This is a genomic window from Lentzea alba (assembly GCF_047445655.1).
Lineage (GTDB): Bacteria > Actinomycetota > Actinomycetes > Mycobacteriales > Pseudonocardiaceae > Lentzea > Lentzea alba_A.
This window is the reverse complement of record NZ_JAJAEG010000046.1, coordinates 21971-43430: the sequence shown is the minus strand read 5'-3', so window position 1 is coordinate 43430 and position 21460 is coordinate 21971. Positions and strand designations below refer to the sequence as shown.

The window sequence follows — 21460 nt, the reverse complement described above, 5'->3', positions numbered from 1 at the left end:
CGCCCTCAGCGCAAGGACCTCAGCGAGGGTTACTCGCCGATGACCGGCTTCGCGGCCTTGGGCGGGTCGACGAGCGCCTCGCCCTCGATCCGCACCTTCCGCTTGTGCTCGTTCGAACCACCCTGCTGGCCACCGGCACCGGCCATCGGAGCGCCGCCCATCATGCCGCCGCCGGCAGCGCCACCGGGACCGTGCGCGCCGCCACCGGCAGCACCACCACCACCGCCGGCAGGAGCAGCACCGCCACCGGCCGGCATGACACCGGCCGCGCCACCGAACTGCGTGGCCGCGGTACCACCGGCGCCGCCACCACCGGCGGGGCCACCGCCGAAGGCGGGCATGCCGCCGCCACCGCCGCCGCCCATGCCCTTCGGGATGCCGCCGCCACCGCCACCACCGGCGCCACCACCGGACGAAGACGACGACGCGGCAGCGCTGTGGTCAGTGACGGACGGGCGGTACCAGTCGGCGTTCGACGTGGTCGGCGTAGCACCGAACGACGGAGGCTTGGTCGCGCCACCGGCCGCCGTGGTCGTGTCCGGCTCCCAGTGCCCGGGAACCCAGCGACCAGGACCGTTACCGGCACCCGAACCAGAGCCAGAGCCGGGCGGGGTGTAGCCGGGGCTGACCTGCCCGCCGGAGCCACCGCCGGGATGCACGTTGCCGCCGGGCGGCGGGTAGACCGGCGCCGCACCGCCACCGGGCGGGCGGTAGACCGGCGCCACCTGGCCACCACCGGCGCCACCACCAGGGCCACCCGGTGTGTAGCCGGAGGGCACGGTCGAGCCGGGAGGCGTGTAGACGGGTGTGACCTGGGGGCCCGCACCCGATCCACCGCCACCGGGCGTGTAGCCGCCGCCGGCGCCGCTGGTGAACGTTCCGCCAGCGCCCTGGTGGGCCTGGTCGAGCTGTCCGGCCGTGATGCCGCCGAGGCCGCCCTGGGACGGCCGGACGACGCCACCGCCGCCACCGCCCGCGCCGCCGTGCGCCATCGAGGAGATCGCGTCGATGATCTGCTCGGCCATCTTCGCGATCGACGAGACCTGCTTGATCAGGTCCATCAGCTTCTTCACGGAGCCGAGCAGCTTCTGCAGGAAGTCCGCCAGCTTCTTCGCGTAGTTGCACGCCATGGTGACGATGTCCGCGATCGCACCCGCGATGGCCGCGCCGAAGGTGAGGATCGACGCCGCCAGCCACTGGATGATCTTCATGACCATGTCGGCGACGGCCTGGCTGATCAGGTCCATGATCTGCTTGCGGACGTCGGCGACGAGCTTGCCGGCGCCCTCGACCGCAGCGGCGATGCCGTGGGTGGCCTTGGAGAGCGACTCCATGCCGTCCGCGTGCTTCTTGGCCGCCGCGCGGTAGGCGTCGGCCGCCCTGCCCTGCCACTCACGGGTCTGCGAGACGCAGATGCGTTCGTACTCGGTCGCGATGCTCTGCACCTGCTGGCCGGCGGACCGGTACGTCTGCGCCATCTTGGAGATGGACTCCGGGCTGCCCAGCAGCATGTCGAACGGCTCGCGCAGGAAGTCGACGTGCTGGATCGCCCAGCTGAAGCCCGCCGCGAGGAAGCCGCTCAGCGGGTTGCCCGACGCGCCGATCATGCCCATGGCCGTGTTGGCCATGCCCAGACCCGCGTTGACCCAGTCGCCGCGCTCGATGGCCGAGTAGGTGTTCGAGATGTTGCTGATCAGCTGCTGAGGGTCCTGGCCCTTGGACTGCGCTGGGGCGTTCATCCCCGGCCTCCCTTGAAGCCGAACATGTTGTCGACGTCGACCTGCTCGTACTGCTGCACGGTCTCCTTGAGCCCGTCCGCCATGTCCATCAGCGAGCCGGCGGCCTTGCCGAGCGCGTCCTGCCCGAGGCCGGCCTTCTCGAGGATGAACTGGGCCAGGAATCCGCAGAAGACGCCGAAGGCCTCGGTGGTGAGCGAGCCCGGGTCGCACGTCTCGGTGGCCTTGCGCAACCGCTCGGTGAGCCGGTCCACGTTCGCGGCGTGGGTTCTCAGCTCGTCGAGATCGATGTTGAACTGCTGCATGCTCTAACCCCCTCCTGCACTCAGGCCATGACGTCGGGCGGGTTGGTGAAGTACTCGTCGTCGGGCCGAAGGTCCTTGCGCTCCAACTCCGACTTCGGTTCTTCCTCGTCGGTTCCGTCGCCCGCGTATCCGTTCGGCATCTGCGCCTTCACGAAGTCGAGCGCGGGGCTCTCGCCGACGAACTCGCCCATGATCTGCACGACGCGGCCGGATGCTTCACGCTGGGCCTTGGTGGAGGCGGCGAGCACCGCCGTGGCGATCTCGCGGGGGTCCATACCGCGGGCCTCCGGCCTGATCTGGAGGTCGGTCAGCACGCCGGTGGCGTTGACAGTCACCGTGATCAGGCCGTCCGGCGAGCTTGCGCTCCCACCCACGCCTCCGAGCTGGCCGACAGCCTGCTCAGCCTGCTGCTTCGCCTGCTCGATCTTGGCCCCGTACGTCTTGAGCCACTGATCCGGGTCGATGGGCTCCATGGTCACCCCCGTTGAGTGAATTGGTCGTTCGTTCGATTCGCCGTAGACGCCCGTATCGTTTCACTCGTTCCCTGCTCACCGATACTTTGAGTCCGATTACCGCCATCCGGACCAACGAAGGGGTGCACCGTGCCTGAGGGGGTGCTGGAGATCGACGCGGTCTCCAAGCGCTACGGGGAGGTCGTGGCCCTGCGGGACATGTCTTTCGACGTGCGCGCGGGCGAGCTCTTCGGGTTCGTCGGCAGCAACGGCGCCGGGAAGACCACGACCATGCGCATCGCGCTGGGCGTGCTCGCGGCCGACTCCGGCGAGGTGCGGTGGAACGGCAGAGCCATCGACCTGGACACCCGCCGCCGCATCGGGTACATGCCGGAGGAGCGCGGCCTCTACCCGCGGATGAAGGTGCTCGACCAGCTCGTCTACCTCGCCGAGCTGCACGGCATGACCACCAACGAGGCGCACAAGAGCGCGGAGAACTGGATCGCGCGCCTCGGCCTGCGCGACCGCCGCACGGACGAGGTGCAGCGCCTGAGCCTCGGCAACCAGCAACGCGTGCAGCTCGCCGCCGCGCTGGTGCACGAGCCGGACGTCCTGGTGCTCGACGAGCCGTTCTCCGGCCTCGACCCGGTCGCGGTGGACGTCATGAGCCACGTGCTGCGCGAGAAGGCCTCCGCGGGCGTGCCGGTGGTGTTCTCCAGTCACCAGCTCGACCTGGTCGAACGCCTCTGCGACCGGGTCGGCATCGTCAGCGAGGGCACGATGGTCGCGGTCGGCACGGTCGAGGAGCTGCGTTCCGGCGGAACGTCGCGGCTGGTGGTTGAGTCGCCAACGACCGACTGGACTGTCACGCTGGACGGTGTGCGGGTGATCGAGAAGAACGGGACGCGCTGCGTGCTGGAGCTCGCTGACGACGTCGACGACCAGATCGTCCTGCAGGCCGCGCTGGCGGCCGGGCCGGTGCACGAGTTCTCCCGTCAGCGGCCGACGCTCACCGAGCTCTTCCGCAACGTGGTGAACACCGAGGCGAGGAGCGCATGACGCCGACCCGAGCGGTCTCGTTGGTGGCCAAGCGCGAGTTCGTGACGAAGGTGCGCACCAGGTCGTTCCTGATCGGCACCGCGGTGATCATCGCCGTGCTGGCGGGCTACGTCGTTCTGCAGTCCGTGCTGTTCGACGACCAGCAGCGCAGCGTCGTCGGTCTGAGCGGCCAGGCGACGCAGCTCGCGGATCCGTTGCGGCAGAAGGCGAAGGCGTTCGGCATCGACGTCGAGACCCGCGACGTCACGACCATGGAAAGCGCCGAGCAGCAGGTCCGCGACGGCTCACTGGACGCACTGGTGACCGGCGCGCCGCCGGAGCTGAAGATGATCGTCAAGGGCTCCGGCGACGAGGTGCTCGCGACCGCGCTGAACGACGTGCTGCAGCAACAGGTCCTGGTCGCGCAGCTGGCCGAGGCTGGCATCAACCCGCAGCAGGTGGCCCAGAACCTGGCGAACGTCAAAGTGGACGTCACCGCACTGGAACCCGTTGACCCGCAACGAGGTCAGCGCCTCGCGATCGGGTTGATCGTGGCCGCGCTGCTGTACTACTCACTGCTGGTCTACGGCACGATGGTCGCGCAGGGCGTGGTCGAGGAGAAGTCCAGCCGAGTCGTCGAGATCCTGCTCGCCACCGTGCGGCCGTGGCAGTTGTTGCTGGGCAAGGTGATCGGGCTCGGCGCGGTCGGCCTGCTGCAGCTTCTGGTGATCTCCACGGTCGGCCTGGTGCTGTCGTCGGCGTTCGACGTGATCGACGTGGGCGCTGTCGGCGGCACGGCCCTGCTGACCGGCGTTCTGTGGTACCTGCTCGGCTTCTTCTTGTACGCCACCGTGTTCGCGGCCGCGGCCTCCCTGGTCTCCCGGCAGGAGGAGCTCCAGTCGGTGCTGACGCCGATCAGCATGACGATCATCGTGGCGTTCGTGGCCGGCATCAACCTGATGATCGGCAGCCCTTCCGGCCCCACGGTCACCGTGCTGTCGTTGCTGCCGCCGTTCGCCCCGATCCTGATGCCGGGCCGGATGGCACTGGGCGTCGCTCCGGCCTGGCAGGTGCTGCTCGCGATCGTGTTCGCGCTGGCGGCCATCGCGGCGATCACGTGGCTGGGCGGCAAGGTCTACGCGAACGCCGTGCTGCGAACCGGCGCCCGCGTCAAGCTCCGCGAAGCCCTCCGGGCCTGAGGCATGGACCCGGACAGAGCACGGGAGCTGCTGCGCCGCCGCGTCGACGCCTACGCGGACGAGTTGTGCGACAAGACCATGCAGATGCTCGACCAACTGGTGGCCCTGCGCTCCTCGGTCGACCAGAGCCAGACCCGGCCGGCGGTCGAAGCGGCACTCGACGCGTTCGTCGCCGCCTGCCGCCATGTCGCCTTCGACCGCGCCTTCTTCGACGACCGTGCCGGACCGCGGCCGCAACCGCTCCTGGTCTCCGAGCACGACCGCGAGGCCGTCGACGCGGTGATCGACGGCCTCGACTCGCTGCAGAGCCGGCTCAACAAGCACGCCGAGTTCCAGGACTGGGTCGACGCGCACAACAACGCCATCACCTACCGGCAGGCGGCGACCTACGTCCAGCACGCCCGCGTGACGCTCACTTGATGGCCTGGTAGCGATCCAGTGCGATCTTCCGCTCGACCGCGTGGTCGACGACCGGCTCCAGGGTGTGCGAGTCCGGCGCGTACTTCTTGACGTACGCACCGTCCGGGTCGAACTTCTTGGCCTGCGTCGTCGGGTTGAAGATGCGGAAGAACGGCGCCGCGTCCGTGCCGCAGCCCGCGACCCACTGCCAGTTGTGCTGGTTCGACGCGAGATCGCCGTCGATCAGGTGGTTCATGAAGTGCCGCGCACCCCACCACCACGGCAGGTGCAGGTCCTTCACCAGGAAGCTGGCCACGATCATGCGCACCCGGTTGTGCATGAAGCCTTCCTGCAGCAGCTGACGCATCCCGGCGTCGACGATCGGGAAGCCCGTGCGGCCCTGTTTCCAGGCCTCGAAGAGCTCCTCGTCGTTGTCGTGCTGCATCCGGTCGAACTTGCGGTCGTAGTTCTCCCGTGCGGTCTCGGGCTTGTGCCACAACACATCCGCGTAGAACTCACGCCAGGCCAGCTCGCTGCGGAACGTGCCGTCGCAGTCCTGCAGCAACGTCCTGGGGTGCAGGACGCCGAACCTCAGGAACGCCGACAGCCGGCTCGTCGCGTCGAGGTCCGGACGGTCGCGAGTGGTGTCGTAGTCCTCCAGCCGTTCATCGCGGAACTCCTCCCACAGCTTGAGCGCGTCGGGGAGTTTCTCCTTGATGGCAGGGAGTTTCGTGCTGCGCTGCGGGTCGATCCAGTCCACAGTGGACGCATCGGTGTCCGCGGGCTTGCGCCAGCCGTGGTCCAGCCAGGCGTTGCGGAACGGCGTGAAGACCTTGAACGGCGTGCCGTCCTGCTTGCGCACCCGGCCGGGCGTGACGGCGTAGGGCGAGCCGGAGCGGACGAGTTCGATGTCCCCCAACGCTTCCTCGACGGCCTCGTCACGGCGCCGGCCGTAGGGCGCGCAGTCCGCGGAGATGTGGACGCTGCTCGCACCGATCTCGCGCGCGATCCGCGGAACCGCCTTCACCGGATCACCGTGGACGACCATCAGGCGGCCGCCGAGTTCGTCGTTCAACGCGTGCAAACATCGGTGCAGGAAATCGATTCGCGGCTGCCCTGAAGGTTTCAGCAGCCTGTCGTCGAGAACGAACAACGCGAGTGCGCGAGATGACCTTTCCGCGGCGGCGAGAATGGCCGGATGATCGGACGTTCGCAGATCTCGGCGGAACCAGACAACAGAGGGAGAGCTCACCCCCAGACGCTACAAAGCGAAAGGCGCGCCCGCAGAACGGGCGCGCCTTCCAACGAACGATCTAGCGTCAGCGGTTCTCCATCGCGATGAAGTCGCGCTCCGTCGGACCGGTGTAGATCTGCCGCGGGCGGCCGATCTTCGTGGCCGGGTCGTTGATCATCTCGCGCCAGTGCGCGATCCAGCCGGGGAGCCGGCCGAGCGCGAACAGCACGGTGAAGAACTTCGTCGGGAAGCCCATCGCCCGGTAGATCAGACCCGTGTAGAAGTCCACGTTCGGGTAGAGCTTGCGGGAGATGAAGTACTCGTCGCTCAGCGCGGCCTCTTCCAGCTGCTTCGCGATGTCGAGCAGCTGGTCGTCGGCGCCGAGCTTGTTGAGGATCTCGTCGGCGGTCTTCTTGATGATCGCGGCACGCGGGTCGTAGTTCTTGTAGACCCGGTGGCCGAAGCCCATCAGGCGGACGCCGTCCTCCTTGTTCTTGACCTTGTTGACGAACGACTTCACGTCGCCGCCGTCGGCCTTGATCTTCTCGAGCATCTCCAGCACCGCGCTGTTCGCGCCGCCGTGCAGCGGGCCGAACAGGGCGTTGATGCCCGCGGAGATGGACGCGAAGAGGTTCGCCTCGGACGAGCCGACCAGGCGCACGGTCGACGTGGAGCAGTTCTGCTCGTGGTCGGCGTGCAGGATGAACAGCAGGTCCAGCGCGCGGACCAGGTCCGGGTCGAGGTCGTAGGCCTCGGCCGGGAAGCCGAAGGTCATGCGCAGGAAGTTCTCCACCAGGCCAAGCGAGTTGTCCGGGTAGAGGAACGGCTGGCCGACCGACTTCTTGTACGCGTAGGCCGCGATCGTCGGCAGCTTGGCGAGCAGGCGGATCGTGGAGATCTCCACCTGGTTCGCGTCGAACGGCGACAGCGAGTCCTGGTAGAAGGTCGACAGCGCCGACACCGCGGAGGACAGCACCGGCATCGGGTGCGCGTCACGCGGGAAGCCGTCGAAGAAGCGCTTGAGGTCCTCGTGCAGCAGCGTGTGCCTGCTGATCTTGGACGAGAAGTCGTCCAGCTGAGCCTGGGTGGGCAGCTCGCCGTAGATGAGCAGGTAGCTGACCTCGATGAAGTTCGAACGCTGGGCCAACTGCTCGATCGGGTACCCGCGGTAACGCAGAATGCCGGCGTCACCGTCGATGTAGGTGATCTCGGAGGAGCAGGAGGCCGTGTTGACGAAACCGGTGTCCAGGGTTACCAGACCGGTCGTCGACAGCAGTTTGCCGAGTTCGATGCCGGACGCGCCTTCGGACGCCCGCACCACCTTCATCTCGAGCTCTCCGCCCCCGTGGCGCAGCGCGACGGTCTGGGTGTCGTTCGGCGCAGTCGTCGCGTCGGGCATTCAAGTCCCTCTCAACGCTCGGACGGGGTGGCGACAGACCGCGCGGTCTGCCGTCGTCTCGGACCACCCCGTTGGGATCTGAGTTTCAAGTTCACTCACGCTAGTCGGCGGAAGGCCCGCCTCGCAGCAGCGGTGTGAACCGATTCTGTGAGATGGGACCGGCATCACATCCGTAATGCCAGTTTCTAGCGCGGCTACCTCACGGTAGTCCGTTCCTCGGTTTTATCCACCCAACGCAGCGGTGAGTTCGCTCGCAAAGGGCGGTTCGGCACCCGCCCGGGAACATGTGATCGCGGCCGCGGCACCGGCGTAGGTCAATGCCGCGGTCCATTCATCGGTTGAGAGTGCACGCACCTTCTCCACGCTCAGCGCGTCGTGGTCGTGCAGCCACGCGAGCAGGGCGCCTTGCACCGTGTCGCCCGCCCCGATCGTGTCGACCACGTCCACCTTCACGGGTGGCACGTCGACCTGCCCCGTGGCAGTGATCACTGACAGACCGTCGCCACCTTTGGTGAGCACCACGGCGGCCGGCCCCTGTGAAATCCACGTCCTTGCGATCTCGATCACGTCCCAAGAGGTGTCACCGTCTTCGGCGAGCCACTTGGCATCCTCGACCGACACCTTCAGCAGGCCGACATCGGGCAGCCACGAGCGGAACCGCGCCCGGTAAGCGCCCGGATCCTCGATCAGCCCTGCCCGGATGTTGGGGTCGAGCGCGGTGAGCAAGCGCTTGCTCTCGCGCCGCAAGACCTTCTCGTAGACCGACGCACCGGGCTCCAGCACGAGACTCAATGTCCCGAACGAGACAGCTTTCGCTTCGGAGGGCAGCGGGCCCGGGTCTTCGACGAGCCGATCGGCCGTGCCCTCGACGTAGAACGAGTAGCGCGCCGACCCGTCGTCCGCGAGCCCGACGACCGCGAGCGTGGTGTTCTCGGGCCCGCGCTGCACGAGCTCCGTCCCCACCTTCGACGCGTGCAGCCGCTTGATCAGCTGCTCCCCGAAGTGATCCTCCGACACCCGCGACAGGAAGCTCGTGGGCACGTCCAGCCGCCCCAACGCCACCGCGACGTTGTACGGCCCGCCACCGAGCTTCGGCGCGAGCGGCGTCAGCTCGTCGTCCCCCACCGGCACCATGTCGACAAGTGCCTCACCAGCAACCACGATCACTGCGTTCTACTCCTTCGGGGAAGCACCCGTCCTCTGAAGCCCATCCAACAACAATTCGCCCAGAGCGGTGAACGCCTCAGCGTCCGAAACGCCCGCCCGTTTCGTGAGGACCCCCGTCTGGATGCTCTCGATCAGCAACCCGGCCATCTCGGCGAAGAGCGTCGCGTGCACCTCCCGGAACACGTGCAGCTCGACCCCGTCCTGGATGAACGCCTTGATGCGCTCGGCCGCAGCCCGCGCGTTGCGCTCGTAGGTGGCCCTCGTGGGCGGGAAGTCCGACACGTCCGCGATGAACGCCGCCGAGGCCTTGTTGAGCTCCTCAGCGGCCCCCGCGAGGTAGCTGCCGATGCGTTTGCGCACGTCGTTGAGGCCCGCGATGCGCTTCTCGATGCGCTCAGCGGCCCCCTTGAAGTACCGCCCGACCACCCGCACGGCCAGCTGCTCCTTGCTGCCGGCGAGCGCGTACAGCGTCGATTTCGAGCAGTGCAACCTGCCCGCGATGTCATCCAGCGTGAGATGACCGAAGCCCTCCGTGAGGAAGAGAGCTTCCAACCGGGTGAGCAGCTCGGCCTGCCGCTGCGTGAGAGCCCGCGTCATGTGACGACCCTGCCACACTCACTGGTAACTGTACTGGCGTACGTCCTACAGTACAGTTACCAGTACACACCGGAGGTCGACGATGCCCGCCGAGCGGCTGCTCCCCACCCAAGAGGCCGAAGACCTGATCGCGCTGGTCAAGGAGATCGCGCGGGACGAGCTGAAGCCACACGCAGCGGACGCCGAGGAGAACGAGAAGTTCCCCCGAGAGGCGTTCCGCCTGCTGGGCCGCTCCGGCCTCCTGGGCCTCCCGTACTCAGAAGACTTCGGCGGCGGCGCCCAGCCCTACGAGGTGTACCTCCAGGCCCTCGAAGAGGTCGCCTCAGCCTGGATGACCGTCGCAGTGGGCCTCTCCGTGCATGTCATGTCCTGCTACGGCCTGGCCACCTTCGGCACCCGCGAACAGCAGGACCGCTGGCTCCCCGAAATGCTCGAAGGCGAGCTGCTGGGCGGTTACGCCCTCTCCGAGGTCCAGGCAGGCTCCGACCCAGCCGCCATGTCGACCCGAGCAGTCCGCCAGGGCTCCGACTACGTCGTGAACGGCACCAAGGCGTGGATCACCCACGCCGGCGCAGCCGACTTCTACACCCTCATGGCCCGAACGTCCCCCGACGGCGGCCGAGGCATCTCCTGCTTCCTGTCCCCCGGCGACACCCCAGGCCTCACCGCAGCCACCCCCGAACGCAAGATGGGCCTGACGGGCTCCATCACCGCCCAACTCTCGTTCGACGACGTCCGCTTCAGCACCGACCGCCTGATCGGCGACGAGGGCGACGGCCTGAAAATCGCACTGTCCGCTTTGGACTCCGGCCGTCTCGGCATCGCCGCCTGCGCAGTGGGCCTGGCCCAAGCAGCCCTCGACGAGGCAGTCGCCTACGCCAAGACCCGAACCCAGTTCGGCCGCCCGATCATCGAGTTCCAGGGCCTGGAATTCCTGCTGGCCGACATGGCAGCAGCAGTCGAATCCGCCCGCGCCACCTACCTGCACGCCGCCCGCCTGCGCGACCGCGGCCGCCCGTTCCGCCAGCAGGCGTCGATCGCCAAACTCATCGCCACCGACGCGGCGATGAAGGTGACGACCGACGCCGTCCAGGTCCTCGGCGGCGCGGGCTACACCCGCGACTTCCCGGTGGAGCGCTACATGCGCGAAGCCAAGGTCCTGCAGATCTTCGAAGGCACCAACCAGATCCAGCGCCTCGTCATCGGCAGGGGCCTGCGCTAAACGCTCTCGCGGTAGAAGGGGTCAGCCACGACCCCTTCCCCCTTGCGCTCATCAAACGTGTAAACCTCCCGCCCCTGCACAAAAACGTGCAGGGCACGGCTCATCACGTCCAACGGATCCCCGGACCAGATCACCACATCCCCGTCCAACCCGGGCTTCAACGCCCCAACCCGATCGTCCAACCCCATGATCCGCGCAGGGTTGGTCGTGATCGACTGGAGCGCAACCTCGCTGTCCAACCCTTCCTTCACCGCCAACGTGGCCTGGTGCACCAGGAAGTGAATCGGCACAACGGGATGGTCCGTGGTGATCGCCAACTCAACCCCGGCCCGCGCCAGAATCCCGGGGTTCCGCAACCCCCTGTTCCGCAGCTCCACTTTGGACCGAGCCGTGAACAACGGCCCGATGATCACCGGAATCTGCTTCTCCGCAATGAGATCAGCAATCAGGTGCCCCTCGGTCCCGTGGTTCAGGATGAGCTTGTACCCGAACTCCTCCGACAACCGAATCGCCGTGGCGATGTCATCCGCCCGGTGCGCGTGCTGACACCACGGCAACTCCCCGGACAACACCTGGGCAAGGATCTCCTGCGTGTTGTTGCGCTCGAAGGCCTTCCCGTCAGCCTCAGCCTCGGCCTTCTTGGCAACGTAGTCCTGCGCCTTGGTCAACTCGTCCCGGATGACCGCAGCAACCCCTTGCCGCGTGGACGGCAACTTGTTCTTGTCCCCGTACACCCGCTTCGGGTTCTCCCCAAGCGCACTCTTAACGCTCACCGGCTCCTTGACGAGCATCTCGTCAACGGTCCGCCCCCAACACTTCACAGCGACCGTCTGCCCACCGATCGGGTTCCCCGACCCGGGCTTGATCACCGCAGTGGTAACCCCGCCACTCAACGCGTCAGCAAAGCCGAGGTCGGCAGGGTTGATCGCATCCAACGCCCGCATCCGAGCCCCAACGGGGTCGGTCATCTCGTTGGTGTCCTGCCCGGCCCAGCCTTCAGCCTCTTCATGGACGCCGATGTGCCCGTGCGCCTCGACAAAGCCGGGCAGAACCCAGGCCCCGTCGGCATCGACAACCTCAACCCCGTCAGGGATGTCGACGTCAGCGCCAACCGCAACGATCTTCCCGTCCTGGATCAGGACAGTTCCACCTTCGACGGGTTCCCCGTCGACCGGCACGACGTAGCCCCCGGTGATCGCGATGTTCATGGTTAGCAACGCTAACGGTTAAGCAGGGTGTCGGCCACCCCGGATCGCGATGCCGAAGGCGAGCGCCACCCCGCTCTGAGCAAGCGGGCCCGGCGGCCGCCCAACGCAACAGGCGTGCCATCAACCCGCCCGCGGCGCTGACCCCCTGATCAGATTGCCGGGGGTCTGGGGGCGCCGCCCCCAGGGGAAGCACGCAACGCACGGTCGCCGCCCGCAAAGAAACCACCTACGGACCAAGCGACCCTAAAATCAGCCCAACGGCCGAATCCCCCACCGAGCCCCCCAAGACTCCCCAGGGGCAACCCAAATCAAATCCACCCCAGAATTCAAAGCATCCGGCGGACAAGTCATGGGCTCAACGGCCACAGCCCGCCCCCGCCCAGGATAAGAATCCGGCGTATAAACCTGAACCCACCGAAACGCCGGATCAGCCCAAACCTCAACCCCGGACCCATCACCATCATCCACCAGCGAGTGCCGAATCAGCCCATCGCCCCCAGGCTCACACCCTCCAAAGGGCGTATCCAGCGAAACCCCACCAAGCCCCCGCCCCTCCCGGAAGTCGAACTCGGTCCCCTCAACCGACCGAGCCTCCCCAGAGGGAACCATCCGCTCAACATCCAACGGCAACACCGTAGTAGCAGCCAACGTCAACGTGCACGAATCCGTAGCGGCATTCCCAGCCCGAGGATAAGGATGAGTCCCCACCCCGAACGGAGTGGCAACATCCCCCACGTTCGTAACCCCATGCGTAACCGTGAGCCCACGATCATCCAACGCATAAGAAACAGTGACGTCCAAAGCGGCAGGCCACCCAGCCTGAGGCTCAATCAAGGTCCGCAACGAAACCAACGACCCGGTGTGCTCCAACACAGCCCAGGGCCGCCGCCGAACCAGCCCGTGAATAGCATTCCCCCGAGCGGGTTCAGTGACCTCAAGCTGCTGAACAACCCCATCCAGCACCCAGGACGCCCCAGCCGTCCGGTTGGGCCACGGCACCAGCACGGCCCCAGCACTCATCGGAGGCTTCTCATCGGCCCCGAATGTCTCCACATACGGAACGCCGTCCACTTCGAATGACCGCAGGCCTGCGCCTACAGTCGTGATCACAGCGGTGGCACCCTCGTACGAGATCCCCAACATGAGGCTGAAGCCTACGGGGCCAACGGAAGGATTTGCCCATGAAGGTTCATCACCTCAACTGCGGCACCATGCGCCCGCCCCTGGTAGCGGGCGGCATCGTGGCGCACTGCCTGCTGATCGAGACCGACCAGGGCCTCGTCCTGGTCGACACCGGCTTCGGCACGCACGAGGTGAGCAACCCCAAGGGCACCCTCGACCCGCTGAGCCGCAAGCTGCTCAAGCCGCTGCTCGACATCAACGAGACCGCGATCTTCCAGGTCGAGAAGCGCGGCTACGGCGCTGAGGACGTCCGGCACATCCTGCTCACCCACCTCGACATGGACCACGCCGGCGGCCTGCGGGACTTCCCGAACGCCACGGTCCACGTCCTGGACACCGAGCTCGCCGCCGCCACCAACCCGAACAAGTCCGCCAAGGAACGCATGCGCTTCCCGGAGGCTCAGCGCGAGGGCGTCACCTTCGAGACGCACAAGGCCGAGGGTGAGGACTGGTTCGGGTTCCAGGCCGTGAAGAACATCCCGGGCCTGCCCGACGACATCCTGATGGTGCCGCTGATCGGTCACACCCGCGGCCACACCGGCATCGCCGTCAACTCCGCCGACGGCTGGCTGCTGCACGCCGGTGACGCGTACTTCTACCGCGGCGAGATCGAGACCCCGCCCAGCAACATCTTCGCGCTGAAGCTCACCGCTCGGCAGACCGAGACGATCCGCGAGCAGCGTCTGTCCAATGTAGAACGCCTGAAGGAACTCAAGACGCGCGGCGAGGTCGAGATCTTCTGCGCCCACGACCCGGTGGAACTGGCCAGGCTGGCCTGACTGACCGAACGGGCAAGGGCCGGCACGAACACGAAGGGACCGGCCGGGAGAGCCCGACCGGTCCCTGAAACGCGGAAACCTACTTGCCCAGCTTCTCCGGGTGGATCTCCACCTTGCCGTGCAGCACGCGGTTGATGCCCCAGAGCACCAGACCGGCCAGCAACAACCAGCCCGCGATCTTGTAGTCGTCCCACGGCCGGCCGGACAGCACCGGGAACGCGAGGTACCCGCAGGTGATCGCGCCGAGCACCGGAGCCCACGTCGGCGCCCGGAAGTGCTTGTGCTCGGCCTTTTCCTTACGCAGCACCAAACACGCGACGTTGACGATCGTGAAGACGATCAGCAGCAGCAACGACGTGGTGCCGCCGAGCTTGCCGATGTCCGCGGTCGACACCAGGATCACCGCGACGCCGGTCGTGAAGACGATCGAGATCCACGGCGTGCGGCGGAACGGGTGCACCGTGCCGAAGAAGCTCGGGATGATCCGCTCGTTCGCCATGCCGTACAACAACCGCGACGCCATCAGCATGTTGATCAGCGCCGAGTTGATGACGGCCAGCAGACCGATCAACGCGAAGATCCACAGCGGGAAGCCGGGCGCGCCAACGGTGACGACCCTCAGCAACGCGCTGCTGCCCGCCTTCGCGAGCTCCTCGGACGGGATGAGCAACGACGACGTGATCGCGACCAGCACGTAGATCGTCGCCGCCACGGCCATGCCGATCAGCATCGCGCGCGGGAAGATCCGAACCGGGTCGCGGCACTCCTCCGCCATGTTCACCGAGTCCTCGAACCCGACCATCGCGAAGAACGCGAGCGCCGTCGCCGAAGTGACCGCGAGCATGATGTTGGAACCCGACGGCACGTGGATCTCGGTCAACCGCGACGGCTCGCCGTCGCCGACCGCGATCGCGTACGCGCCGATCGCGATGATGATGACCAGACCGGACAGCTCGATGCAGGTCAGGACCACGTTGGCCTTGACCGACTCGGACACTCCGCGGAAGTTGATGATCGCCAGTGCCGCGATGAAGACGATCGCGATGCCCGTGATCACCAGCGACTCCGGCGCCAGCGCGACGTCGAAGAACTCCACCAGCAACTGCCGCAGGTAGGTGCGGCCGAACGCGAGTGCAGCGGACGACGCCGACGTGATACCAGAGCACATGACCGCGAACGCGACCATGAACGTCAAAAAGTGGATCTTGAACGCTCTGTTCGTGTAGAGCGCCGCACCGGCCGCCTTGGGATACTTCCCGACGAGTTCGAGGTAGCTGAACGCGGTCAGGAACGCCACCACGAACGCGAGCAGGAAGGGCAGCCAGAGTGCGCCGCCGATCTTGCCGGCAACGTTGCCGGTGAGCGCGTAGATGCCGGTACCGAGGATGTCGCCGACGACGAAGAACAACAGGAGCTTCGGACCGATGGCCCGATGCAGTTCCGGTTGCTCCGTTTGTGGAGTCGCTTCAGCCATGCACAAGGATTCTGCCCGTTTTGCCTGGCTACGGGCACGAAGTGACGCTGACCTCACCCATATGGTGTAACAATTTCGCGATCTTGGTCCACGATGTCCACGATGTCCTCACGCTGGGGGTTCGAATGAAGCGCACGGCACCGCTGCTCGTCGCCACCGTCGCGGCAGCCGCGCTGACCGCCTGCACGTCGGCACCGCCACCGGCCCAGCCGACGCCGACCCAGTACCAGGACGTCCCGAGCCTCGTCGCCGCCGTGACCAAGTCCGTCGAGGAGAAGAAGACCTACCGCTTCACCATCGCCCCGCCGACCTCCGGCGGCGTCACGGCCCCGGCGAACGGTTCGGTCCGCCTGGGCGACGTGCCGAGCGTCGACGCGACCACCACCCGTCCCGTGCAGACCGGCGGCAAGGACGAGGAACTGCGGTTCGTCTCGACCACAAAGGACACCGCGTTCGTGAAACTCCCGGCGGTGTTCGGCCTTCCGGCCGGCAAGCCGTGGGTGAAGCTCGACCGCAAGGACAACGACGACTTCACCAACACCATGCTCGGCTTCCACGACGTGATCTACCAGCAGGCCGTCTTCACGACCTACCACCTGCCGGTGATCAAGGCCGGCGGCGAGCTCAAGCTGATCGCACAGACCGGCGACCGCGTCCGCTACTCGATCGCCGTCGACTACCAGAAGGCCTACAACACCCTCACCGACGAGAACCTGCGCAACGAGGTCAAACTCGCCCTCGACCAGAACGTCACGAACTCGGCAGGCGAGGTCGAACTGGACGGCAGCGGCCTGCCGATCCGGATCAAGTTCTCCACCCAGTTCCAGAACGCGCTGATCGTCGACGAGGCCCGCTTCTCCGACTGGGGCAGCGACGTGAAGATCTCCGAGCCCGCGCAGAACGAGATCAGCCCGCGGAACTGACCCGATAACGCCAGATCGCCGGCAACAACAACACCGCGACCACCGTCGTCGCGATCACCAGCACGCCACCCGCGGTCACCGCCGCCGCAGTGCCGAACGCCGCACCACCCGTGCCGTGCAACAGGTCCGCGATCCGCGGCCCACCCGCCACCACGACGATGAACACGCCCTGCATCCGCCCGCGCATCTCGTCGGTAGCAGCCGACTGCAGAATCGCGCCGCGGAACGCCATCGACACCATGTCCGCGGCGCCGGCCAGCGCCAGGAACGCCGCAGCGACCCACAACGACCCGGCCAGCCCGAAGCCCATGATCGCGATGCCCCAGGCCACCACTGCCAGCGTCACCGCGACACCGTGCCTGCTGACGTTCGAGATCCACCCGGACGTGAGCCCGCACAGCACCGCACCAACGGGAATCGCCGCGAACAACACACCCAGCGCGAACCCACCACCGGGCGGGTCGCCGAACGTGTGCTGCGCCATCTCCGGGAACAGCGCCCGCGGCATGCCGAACACCATCGCGATGATGTCCAGCAACATGCTCGCCAGCAGCACCTTCTGCGCCCAGAGGTAGACGAACCCGGCCAGCACGTCCTTGAGCCCCGCGCGCCGCACCACCCCGTCCAGCGGCGGCATAGCGGGCAACAGCCACACCGCGTACACCGTCACGACGAGCGCGATCGCATCGACCAGGTACAACGTCGACAACCCGACAACGGGCATCAACGCCCCAGCGAGCAACGGCCCGAGCACCGCCCCGAACTGCATGACCGTCGACCCCAGCGCCCCGGCCGCCGGCAACAGCTCAGCCGGCACCAACCGCGCGATCGAGGCCTGCCGCGCCGGAGCGTTGGCCGCGAAGAACACCTGCTGCAACCCGAGCAGCGCGATCACCAGCCACACCGAACCGACGTTCAGCGCCGCCTGCACCCACAACAGCACCGACGACACGGCGATACCGGAGTTGGTGACCAACAGCAGCTTCCGCCGGTCGACGGTGTCCGCGATCGCACCACCCCAGAGCCCGAACACGAGCAGCGGCACAAGCGCCACACCAGCGGCGATACCCACCCACGCCGACGACCCGGTGAGGTCGAAAACCTGCTTGGGCACAGCAACGGCGGTGAGCTGAGAGCCCACCGCCGTCACGATCGTGGACAGCCACAACCGGCGATACGCGACGATCTTCAACGGCCGGGTGTCGATCACGAACGTCGAGCGCGCGCTTCTCCCCAGGGTGGCCACATGGTTAGCCTATGACAACTAACAAGTCCTTTACGCAAATGTGTCGCCAACACCACGTCAGAGGCGAACGGGGTACACCGGCTCCGGCACCTTCGGGCTGATCCGCCCCTCGACGAAGATCCCGTGCCAGATCATGAAGCACAACACCGACCACAGCTGCCGGCTCCGGTCGAACTGCTCCGACTTGTGCTCGGCCAGCAGGTCCAGCACCGCGTTCTTGTCCAACAGGTGCCCGGTCTGCGAGTCCGCGATGATCCCGCGAGCCCAGTCGTACATCTCAGCCCGCAACCAGTGCCGAATGGGCACCGGGAACCCGAGCTTGGGCCTGTTCAACACGTGCGCTGGAATGATCTTCGCCAACGCCTTGCGCAGCGCGAACTTCGTCGTACCTTCAGTCAGCTTCTGGTCCAACGGCACCTCGGCCGCAACCCGGAACACCTCGGGGTCGAGGAACGGCACCCGCAACTCGATCGAGTTGGCCATGGTCACCTTGTCCGCCTTGACCAGGATGTCCCCGCGCAACCACGTGTACAGGTCGATGTGCTGCATCCGCGCCACCGGATCCCAGCCCTCAGACTCCCGGTACCAGGGCGCCGTGACGTCCTGGAACCCGATGCCCTCCACATACCCGGGGAACACCGCGCGCACCTGCGCGTCACTGAAGTTGCGAGCGTTCCCGTAGTACCGCTCCTCCAACTTGAGCGACCCGCGCCTCAACAAGTCCTTGCCGCGCACACCCTCAGGAATGCTCTTCGACACGGCGCCCATCAACTTCCGGACGCCCCCGGGCACCTTCTCGAAGGGCGACAACGACAACGGCTCGTGGTAGATCACGTACCCGCCGAACAGCTCGTCCGCACCCTCCCCGGACAACACAGCCTTGACGTACTTCCGAGCTTCACGAGCGATGAACCACAACGGCACCAACGCCGGATCCGCCACCGGGTCATCCAGGTACCAGATGATCAGCGGCAGCTCTTCCATCATCTCGTCCGGCGACACAGTCCTGACGACATGCCGCACCCCGATAGCCGCCGCAGTCTCAGCGGCAACATCGACCTCGGAGTACCCCTCCCGATCAAACCCGCTGGTAAAGGCGATCAGGTTCGGGTTGTGCAACTTGGCCAGCGTCGCCGTCGCCGTGGAGTCAATGCCACCCGACAGGAACGCCCCAACCGTCACGTCCGGGTCCGAAATCATGTGCTTGGCCACCGAGTCCCGCATGACCTCGGCAATCCGCTCGTGCAGCGCCTCAGCCTCATGCGCCCCGTTGACCGGCTTCGGCGCGAACACGGGCTTGAAGTACCGGTTGAACAGCACCTGCCCACCCGGCGACACCCTGAACGACGTCCCGGACTCAACCCGCCGAATCGCCTTGTGCAACGACTCGGGCTCCGGCACGTACTGCAACACCAAGTAGTGCTGCAACGCCGTCTGATCCAGCTCCTGACTGATGCCGAGCACCCCAGTCAGCTGCAACAACGACTTCTTCTCGGACGAGAACGCCACCCCACCAGGCCCAGCGGCCCAGTACAACGGCTTGATCCCGAACGGATCCCGCGCTCCGAAGACAACCCGCTCCTGCGCGTCCCAAATCATGAACGCGAACATCCCGCGCAGCCGCTTGACCCAGTCCGCACCGAGGTAGTGGTACCCGGCAACGATGGACTCACCGTCACCCTGCGTCTTGAACTGAGCGCCGAACTCCCGCGCCAGCTCAGCCCGCAGCTCCTTGTAGTTGTAGATCTCGCCGTTGAAGTTCAACGTGTACCGCGTCGGGTTCTCCGGCGGCCCCCAGACCAACGGCTGGTGGGAGTGCTCAAGGTCGATGAACCCGAGCCGGTTGAATCCGTAGACGACCTCGGCATCAGCCCAAGTGTCCTGCTCATCGGGCCCACGATGCCGCTGGCAACGCAACGCCGCAGCCACAGAGCCACGCGCGGAGGCCGCAGCGGCCTCGGTAGAACAGATGAGTCCGAGCACTCCGCACACGTGAATCCGCACCTCGTAGCTAGCTGTGGCTGAAATCCCAGTATGCCCTGGACGAACCGGGCACTTCCCGCAGCCTGAAGGACGCGCAACCCCCAGGTCAGGTTCAGCGCGGGGTGAGCAAGCCGCCCTCACGCGACGGGCGTGCCATCAACCCGCAAGCGGCGCTAACCCCTGATCAGATTGCCGGGGGTCTGGGGGCAGAGCCCCCGGGGGAGGCACGCAACGCAAGGTCGCCGCCCGCAAGGCGACCATCCCGCCCGGTCGCATCTCGCAACGCGAACGCGCCGCCCGCAAGCCGGGGAACGCTACGGACCACGCGCGAACACGCAAAAGGGGCGCCCTCCCGCCCACAGGAAGACGCCCCATCCGCAAAAGTCTCAGGACCTACGGAGCTACTCGCTCCAAAGTCCACCCATCCCGCCCATCGCGGAACCGCAACCGATCATGCATCCGATCCCGCCGCCCCTGCCAGAACTCAACCTCTTCAGGCCGAATCCGCCACCCACCCCAGTGCGGCGGCACAGGAATCTTCTCCGTATCAGCAAACTGCCGCTCAATCTTGTGCAGCGCCGAATCCAAAGTGGACCGCCCAGTCACCACCCGCGACTGCGGCGAAGCCCAGGCCCCGATCTGCGACCCACGAGGCCGAGAGTTCCAGTACTCGGCAGTCTCAACGGGCCCAACCTTCTCCACAGTCCCCCGCACGTGCACCTGACGCTGCATCGCGAACCACGGGAAGGTGGCAGACGCATACCGCGTAGCCATCAGGTCGTGAGACTTGTTAGACGTGTAGTTGGTGTAGAACACCACTCCACGAGCGTCAAGCCCCTTGAGAAGCACCGTCCGCGAGGACGGCCGCCCCTTGGTGTCGGTGGTCGCGAGCACCATCGCGTTCGGCTCCGGCAGACCCGCACCAGAAGCCTGATCCAGCCACAGCTGGAGCTGTTCGTGCCAGGTGGCGGCAAGCTCCGACTCGCTCAGCGAGCCCTGCTCGTATGACACGCGCATCGCCGGTAGCGCGATGTTCGTGATCTCCGTCATCGGCGAACCTCCAAGCAGCGGCAGAACTCGTGGTCCCTGGACCCGCGACCATACGCACGGCGAACGGATCCCGAAACCGCCTGCGCGGTGATGACCACCACCTGAACGGTGACTGTCCGTGCAAAGAACAGTTCTGGATCGAGCACGTGATCGAGTCAGATGGCATCGAGCACACGTGTGACCGTGACCACGTCATCACCCAGTGCGGTGGCAAGGGTTCCGCCCGCTGCCAACGGAACGACGTTCCACCACTCACCGCCGTCCGAGGGCCGCGGCACCGCGTCCAACATCAACGACGTGCCAACGACCCGCTTCCCGGCCAACCCGGCCGGCGACGAGTCGACAGCAGCTGACCCGACCACCAGCTGCTGATGCAACAACGGCCTGCCACAACGGGTTGCGCGCACCGACGTGGACAGGGCGCCGGCGCTCTCCCCCGCCCGACCAAGCACCAGAACCTCGCGCAACGACAACTCTGCGTGACCGTCCAATTCGACCTCCACCACTGCGGTGTGGTGCGCGCGAGAAGTCACCACCGTCGGCTCTGGCAGATACCGAACAGTGCCCTCCACCAAGAATCGCACCACAGAAGAAGACGGCAAACCGGTCGGACCCGGCAGCATCAGCGTCGCCGCCACTCCGCGTAGATCAAGTGACGCTCCAGGCCCGACCTCAACCGTCAACTCAAGCGAGTCTCCACCGAGCGGAGACGTCACCGAACTCACCAGGTGCACCAAAGCGACCGGCCCGACCCGCCGAGCAGGCACCAGCACGAGCGGCGACTGCGACCGCAGGACCCGCACGACGGAGTTGCCGTGCGAGTCCAGCGAGACGACCAACCGCGCCGCGGCTTTCATCGAGGTGCCT

General features: G+C 66.6%; 20 protein-coding genes. 6 read left to right on the top strand and 14 right to left on the bottom strand.

All coding sequences use genetic code 11. From position 1 onward, the window contains the following. Positions 1-29: 29 nt before the first annotated feature. Genes LFM09_RS45415 through LFM09_RS45405 form a run of 3 tightly spaced genes read right to left on the bottom strand, consistent with a single transcriptional unit; the run spans position 30 to position 2514 of the window. Complete coding sequence (locus tag LFM09_RS45415) at positions 30-1739, bottom strand: WXG100 family type VII secretion target (protein WP_414102851.1); 1710 nt, start codon at positions 1737-1739, stop codon at positions 30-32. Then, complete coding sequence (locus tag LFM09_RS45410; protein ID WP_414102850.1) at positions 1736-2041, bottom strand: type VII secretion target; 306 nt, start codon at positions 2039-2041, stop codon at positions 1736-1738. The genes LFM09_RS45415 and LFM09_RS45410 overlap by 4 nt, the downstream gene beginning before the upstream one ends. 20 nt (positions 2042-2061) lie before the next feature. After that, on the bottom strand, positions 2062-2514 hold the full coding sequence (locus tag LFM09_RS45405) for a YbaB/EbfC family nucleoid-associated protein (protein WP_414102849.1): 453 nt from the start codon (positions 2512-2514) through the stop codon (positions 2062-2064). A 129-nt stretch (positions 2515-2643) separates the two neighbouring features. Here LFM09_RS45405 and LFM09_RS45400 point away from each other — a divergent pair, with 129 nt between their 5' ends. From LFM09_RS45400 to LFM09_RS45390, 3 genes are read left to right on the top strand one after another with little or no spacing between them, the layout of a single operon-like run. Continuing rightward, positions 2644-3552 (top strand): ABC transporter ATP-binding protein, encoded by a 909-nt coding sequence (locus tag LFM09_RS45400; RefSeq protein WP_414102848.1) that lies wholly within the window; start codon positions 2644-2646, stop codon positions 3550-3552. Beyond that, the gene (locus tag LFM09_RS45395) at positions 3549-4730 is read left to right on the top strand and encodes an ABC transporter permease (protein ID WP_414102846.1); all 1182 of its coding nucleotides are present in this window, start codon (positions 3549-3551) and stop codon (positions 4728-4730) included. Before LFM09_RS45400 ends, LFM09_RS45395 begins: the two co-directional genes overlap by 4 nt. Before the next feature lie 3 nt (positions 4731-4733). Then, positions 4734-5150, top strand: a complete 417-nt coding sequence (locus tag LFM09_RS45390; protein WP_414102845.1) for a hypothetical protein — start codon at positions 4734-4736, stop codon at positions 5148-5150. On the opposite strand, the gene LFM09_RS45385 is transcribed toward LFM09_RS45390, so the two are convergent. From LFM09_RS45385 to LFM09_RS45370, 4 genes are all read right to left on the bottom strand, one after another. Beyond that, a complete protein-coding gene (locus LFM09_RS45385; RefSeq protein WP_414102880.1) occupies positions 5143-6387 on the bottom strand; it encodes a cryptochrome/photolyase family protein in 1245 nt (414 codons plus the stop codon). The two genes, LFM09_RS45390 and LFM09_RS45385, sit on opposite strands and share 8 nt — an antisense overlap. A 61-nt stretch (positions 6388-6448) precedes the next feature. After that, positions 6449-7762 carry a citrate synthase gene (locus LFM09_RS45380; RefSeq protein ID WP_363781741.1) on the bottom strand — a complete coding sequence of 438 codons (1314 nt, stop codon included), beginning with the start codon at positions 7760-7762 and terminating at the stop codon, positions 6449-6451. 222 nt (positions 7763-7984) lie between these two features. Further along, a complete protein-coding gene (locus LFM09_RS45375; RefSeq protein ID WP_414102844.1) occupies positions 7985-8929 on the bottom strand; it encodes a carbohydrate kinase family protein in 945 nt (314 codons plus the stop codon). A gap of 6 nt (positions 8930-8935) precedes the next feature. Then, positions 8936-9526, bottom strand: coding sequence for a TetR/AcrR family transcriptional regulator (locus LFM09_RS45370; RefSeq protein WP_414102843.1), 591 nt, complete (start codon positions 9524-9526; stop codon positions 8936-8938). An 82-nt stretch (positions 9527-9608) separates the two neighbouring features. Here LFM09_RS45370 and LFM09_RS45365 point away from each other — a divergent pair, with 82 nt between their 5' ends. Then, complete coding sequence (locus tag LFM09_RS45365) at positions 9609-10748, top strand: acyl-CoA dehydrogenase family protein (protein WP_414102841.1); 1140 nt, start codon at positions 9609-9611, stop codon at positions 10746-10748. Here LFM09_RS45365 and LFM09_RS45360 read toward each other — a convergent pair. Continuing rightward, positions 10745-11956 (bottom strand): amidohydrolase, encoded by a 1212-nt coding sequence (locus tag LFM09_RS45360; protein WP_414102840.1) that lies wholly within the window; start codon positions 11954-11956, stop codon positions 10745-10747. The two genes, LFM09_RS45365 and LFM09_RS45360, sit on opposite strands and share 4 nt — an antisense overlap. Before the next feature lie 249 nt (positions 11957-12205). Then, entirely contained in the window at positions 12206-13099 is an 894-nt protein-coding gene (locus LFM09_RS45355; protein WP_414102839.1) for an aldose 1-epimerase family protein, read from the bottom strand. Between the two features lie 38 nt (positions 13100-13137). Here LFM09_RS45355 and LFM09_RS45350 point away from each other — a divergent pair, with 38 nt between their 5' ends. Continuing rightward, positions 13138-13917, top strand: coding sequence for an MBL fold metallo-hydrolase (locus LFM09_RS45350; RefSeq protein WP_414102838.1), 780 nt, complete (start codon positions 13138-13140; stop codon positions 13915-13917). A 79-nt stretch (positions 13918-13996) separates the two neighbouring features. Here LFM09_RS45350 and LFM09_RS45345 read toward each other — a convergent pair whose 3' ends face one another. Beyond that, the gene (locus LFM09_RS45345; protein WP_414102837.1) at positions 13997-15391 is read right to left on the bottom strand and encodes an APC family permease; all 1395 of its coding nucleotides are present in this window, start codon (positions 15389-15391) and stop codon (positions 13997-13999) included. Positions 15392-15516: 125 nt separating this feature from the next. Here LFM09_RS45345 and LFM09_RS45340 point away from each other — a divergent pair, with 125 nt between their 5' ends. Continuing rightward, a complete protein-coding gene (locus LFM09_RS45340; RefSeq protein ID WP_414102836.1) occupies positions 15517-16314 on the top strand; it encodes a hypothetical protein in 798 nt (265 codons plus the stop codon). Here the strand turns inward: LFM09_RS45340 and LFM09_RS45335 are convergent. The 4 genes from LFM09_RS45335 to LFM09_RS45320 form a co-directional block, all read right to left on the bottom strand. Then, positions 16298-17560 carry an MFS transporter gene (locus LFM09_RS45335; protein WP_414102835.1) on the bottom strand — a complete coding sequence of 421 codons (1263 nt, stop codon included), beginning with the start codon at positions 17558-17560 and terminating at the stop codon, positions 16298-16300. The genes LFM09_RS45340 and LFM09_RS45335 overlap by 17 nt on opposite strands. Positions 17561-17617: 57 nt before the next feature. Then, positions 17618-19552, bottom strand: a complete 1935-nt coding sequence (gene asnB, locus LFM09_RS45330; protein ID WP_414102834.1) for an asparagine synthase (glutamine-hydrolyzing) — start codon at positions 19550-19552, stop codon at positions 17618-17620. 384 nt (positions 19553-19936) lie between these two features. Then, a complete protein-coding gene (gene pdxH / locus LFM09_RS45325; RefSeq protein ID WP_414102833.1) occupies positions 19937-20593 on the bottom strand; it encodes a pyridoxamine 5'-phosphate oxidase in 657 nt (218 codons plus the stop codon). A 155-nt stretch (positions 20594-20748) separates the two neighbouring features. Then, positions 20749-21450, bottom strand: coding sequence for an urease accessory protein UreD (locus LFM09_RS45320; protein WP_414102832.1), 702 nt, complete (start codon positions 21448-21450; stop codon positions 20749-20751). Positions 21451-21460: the final 10 nt, after the last annotated feature.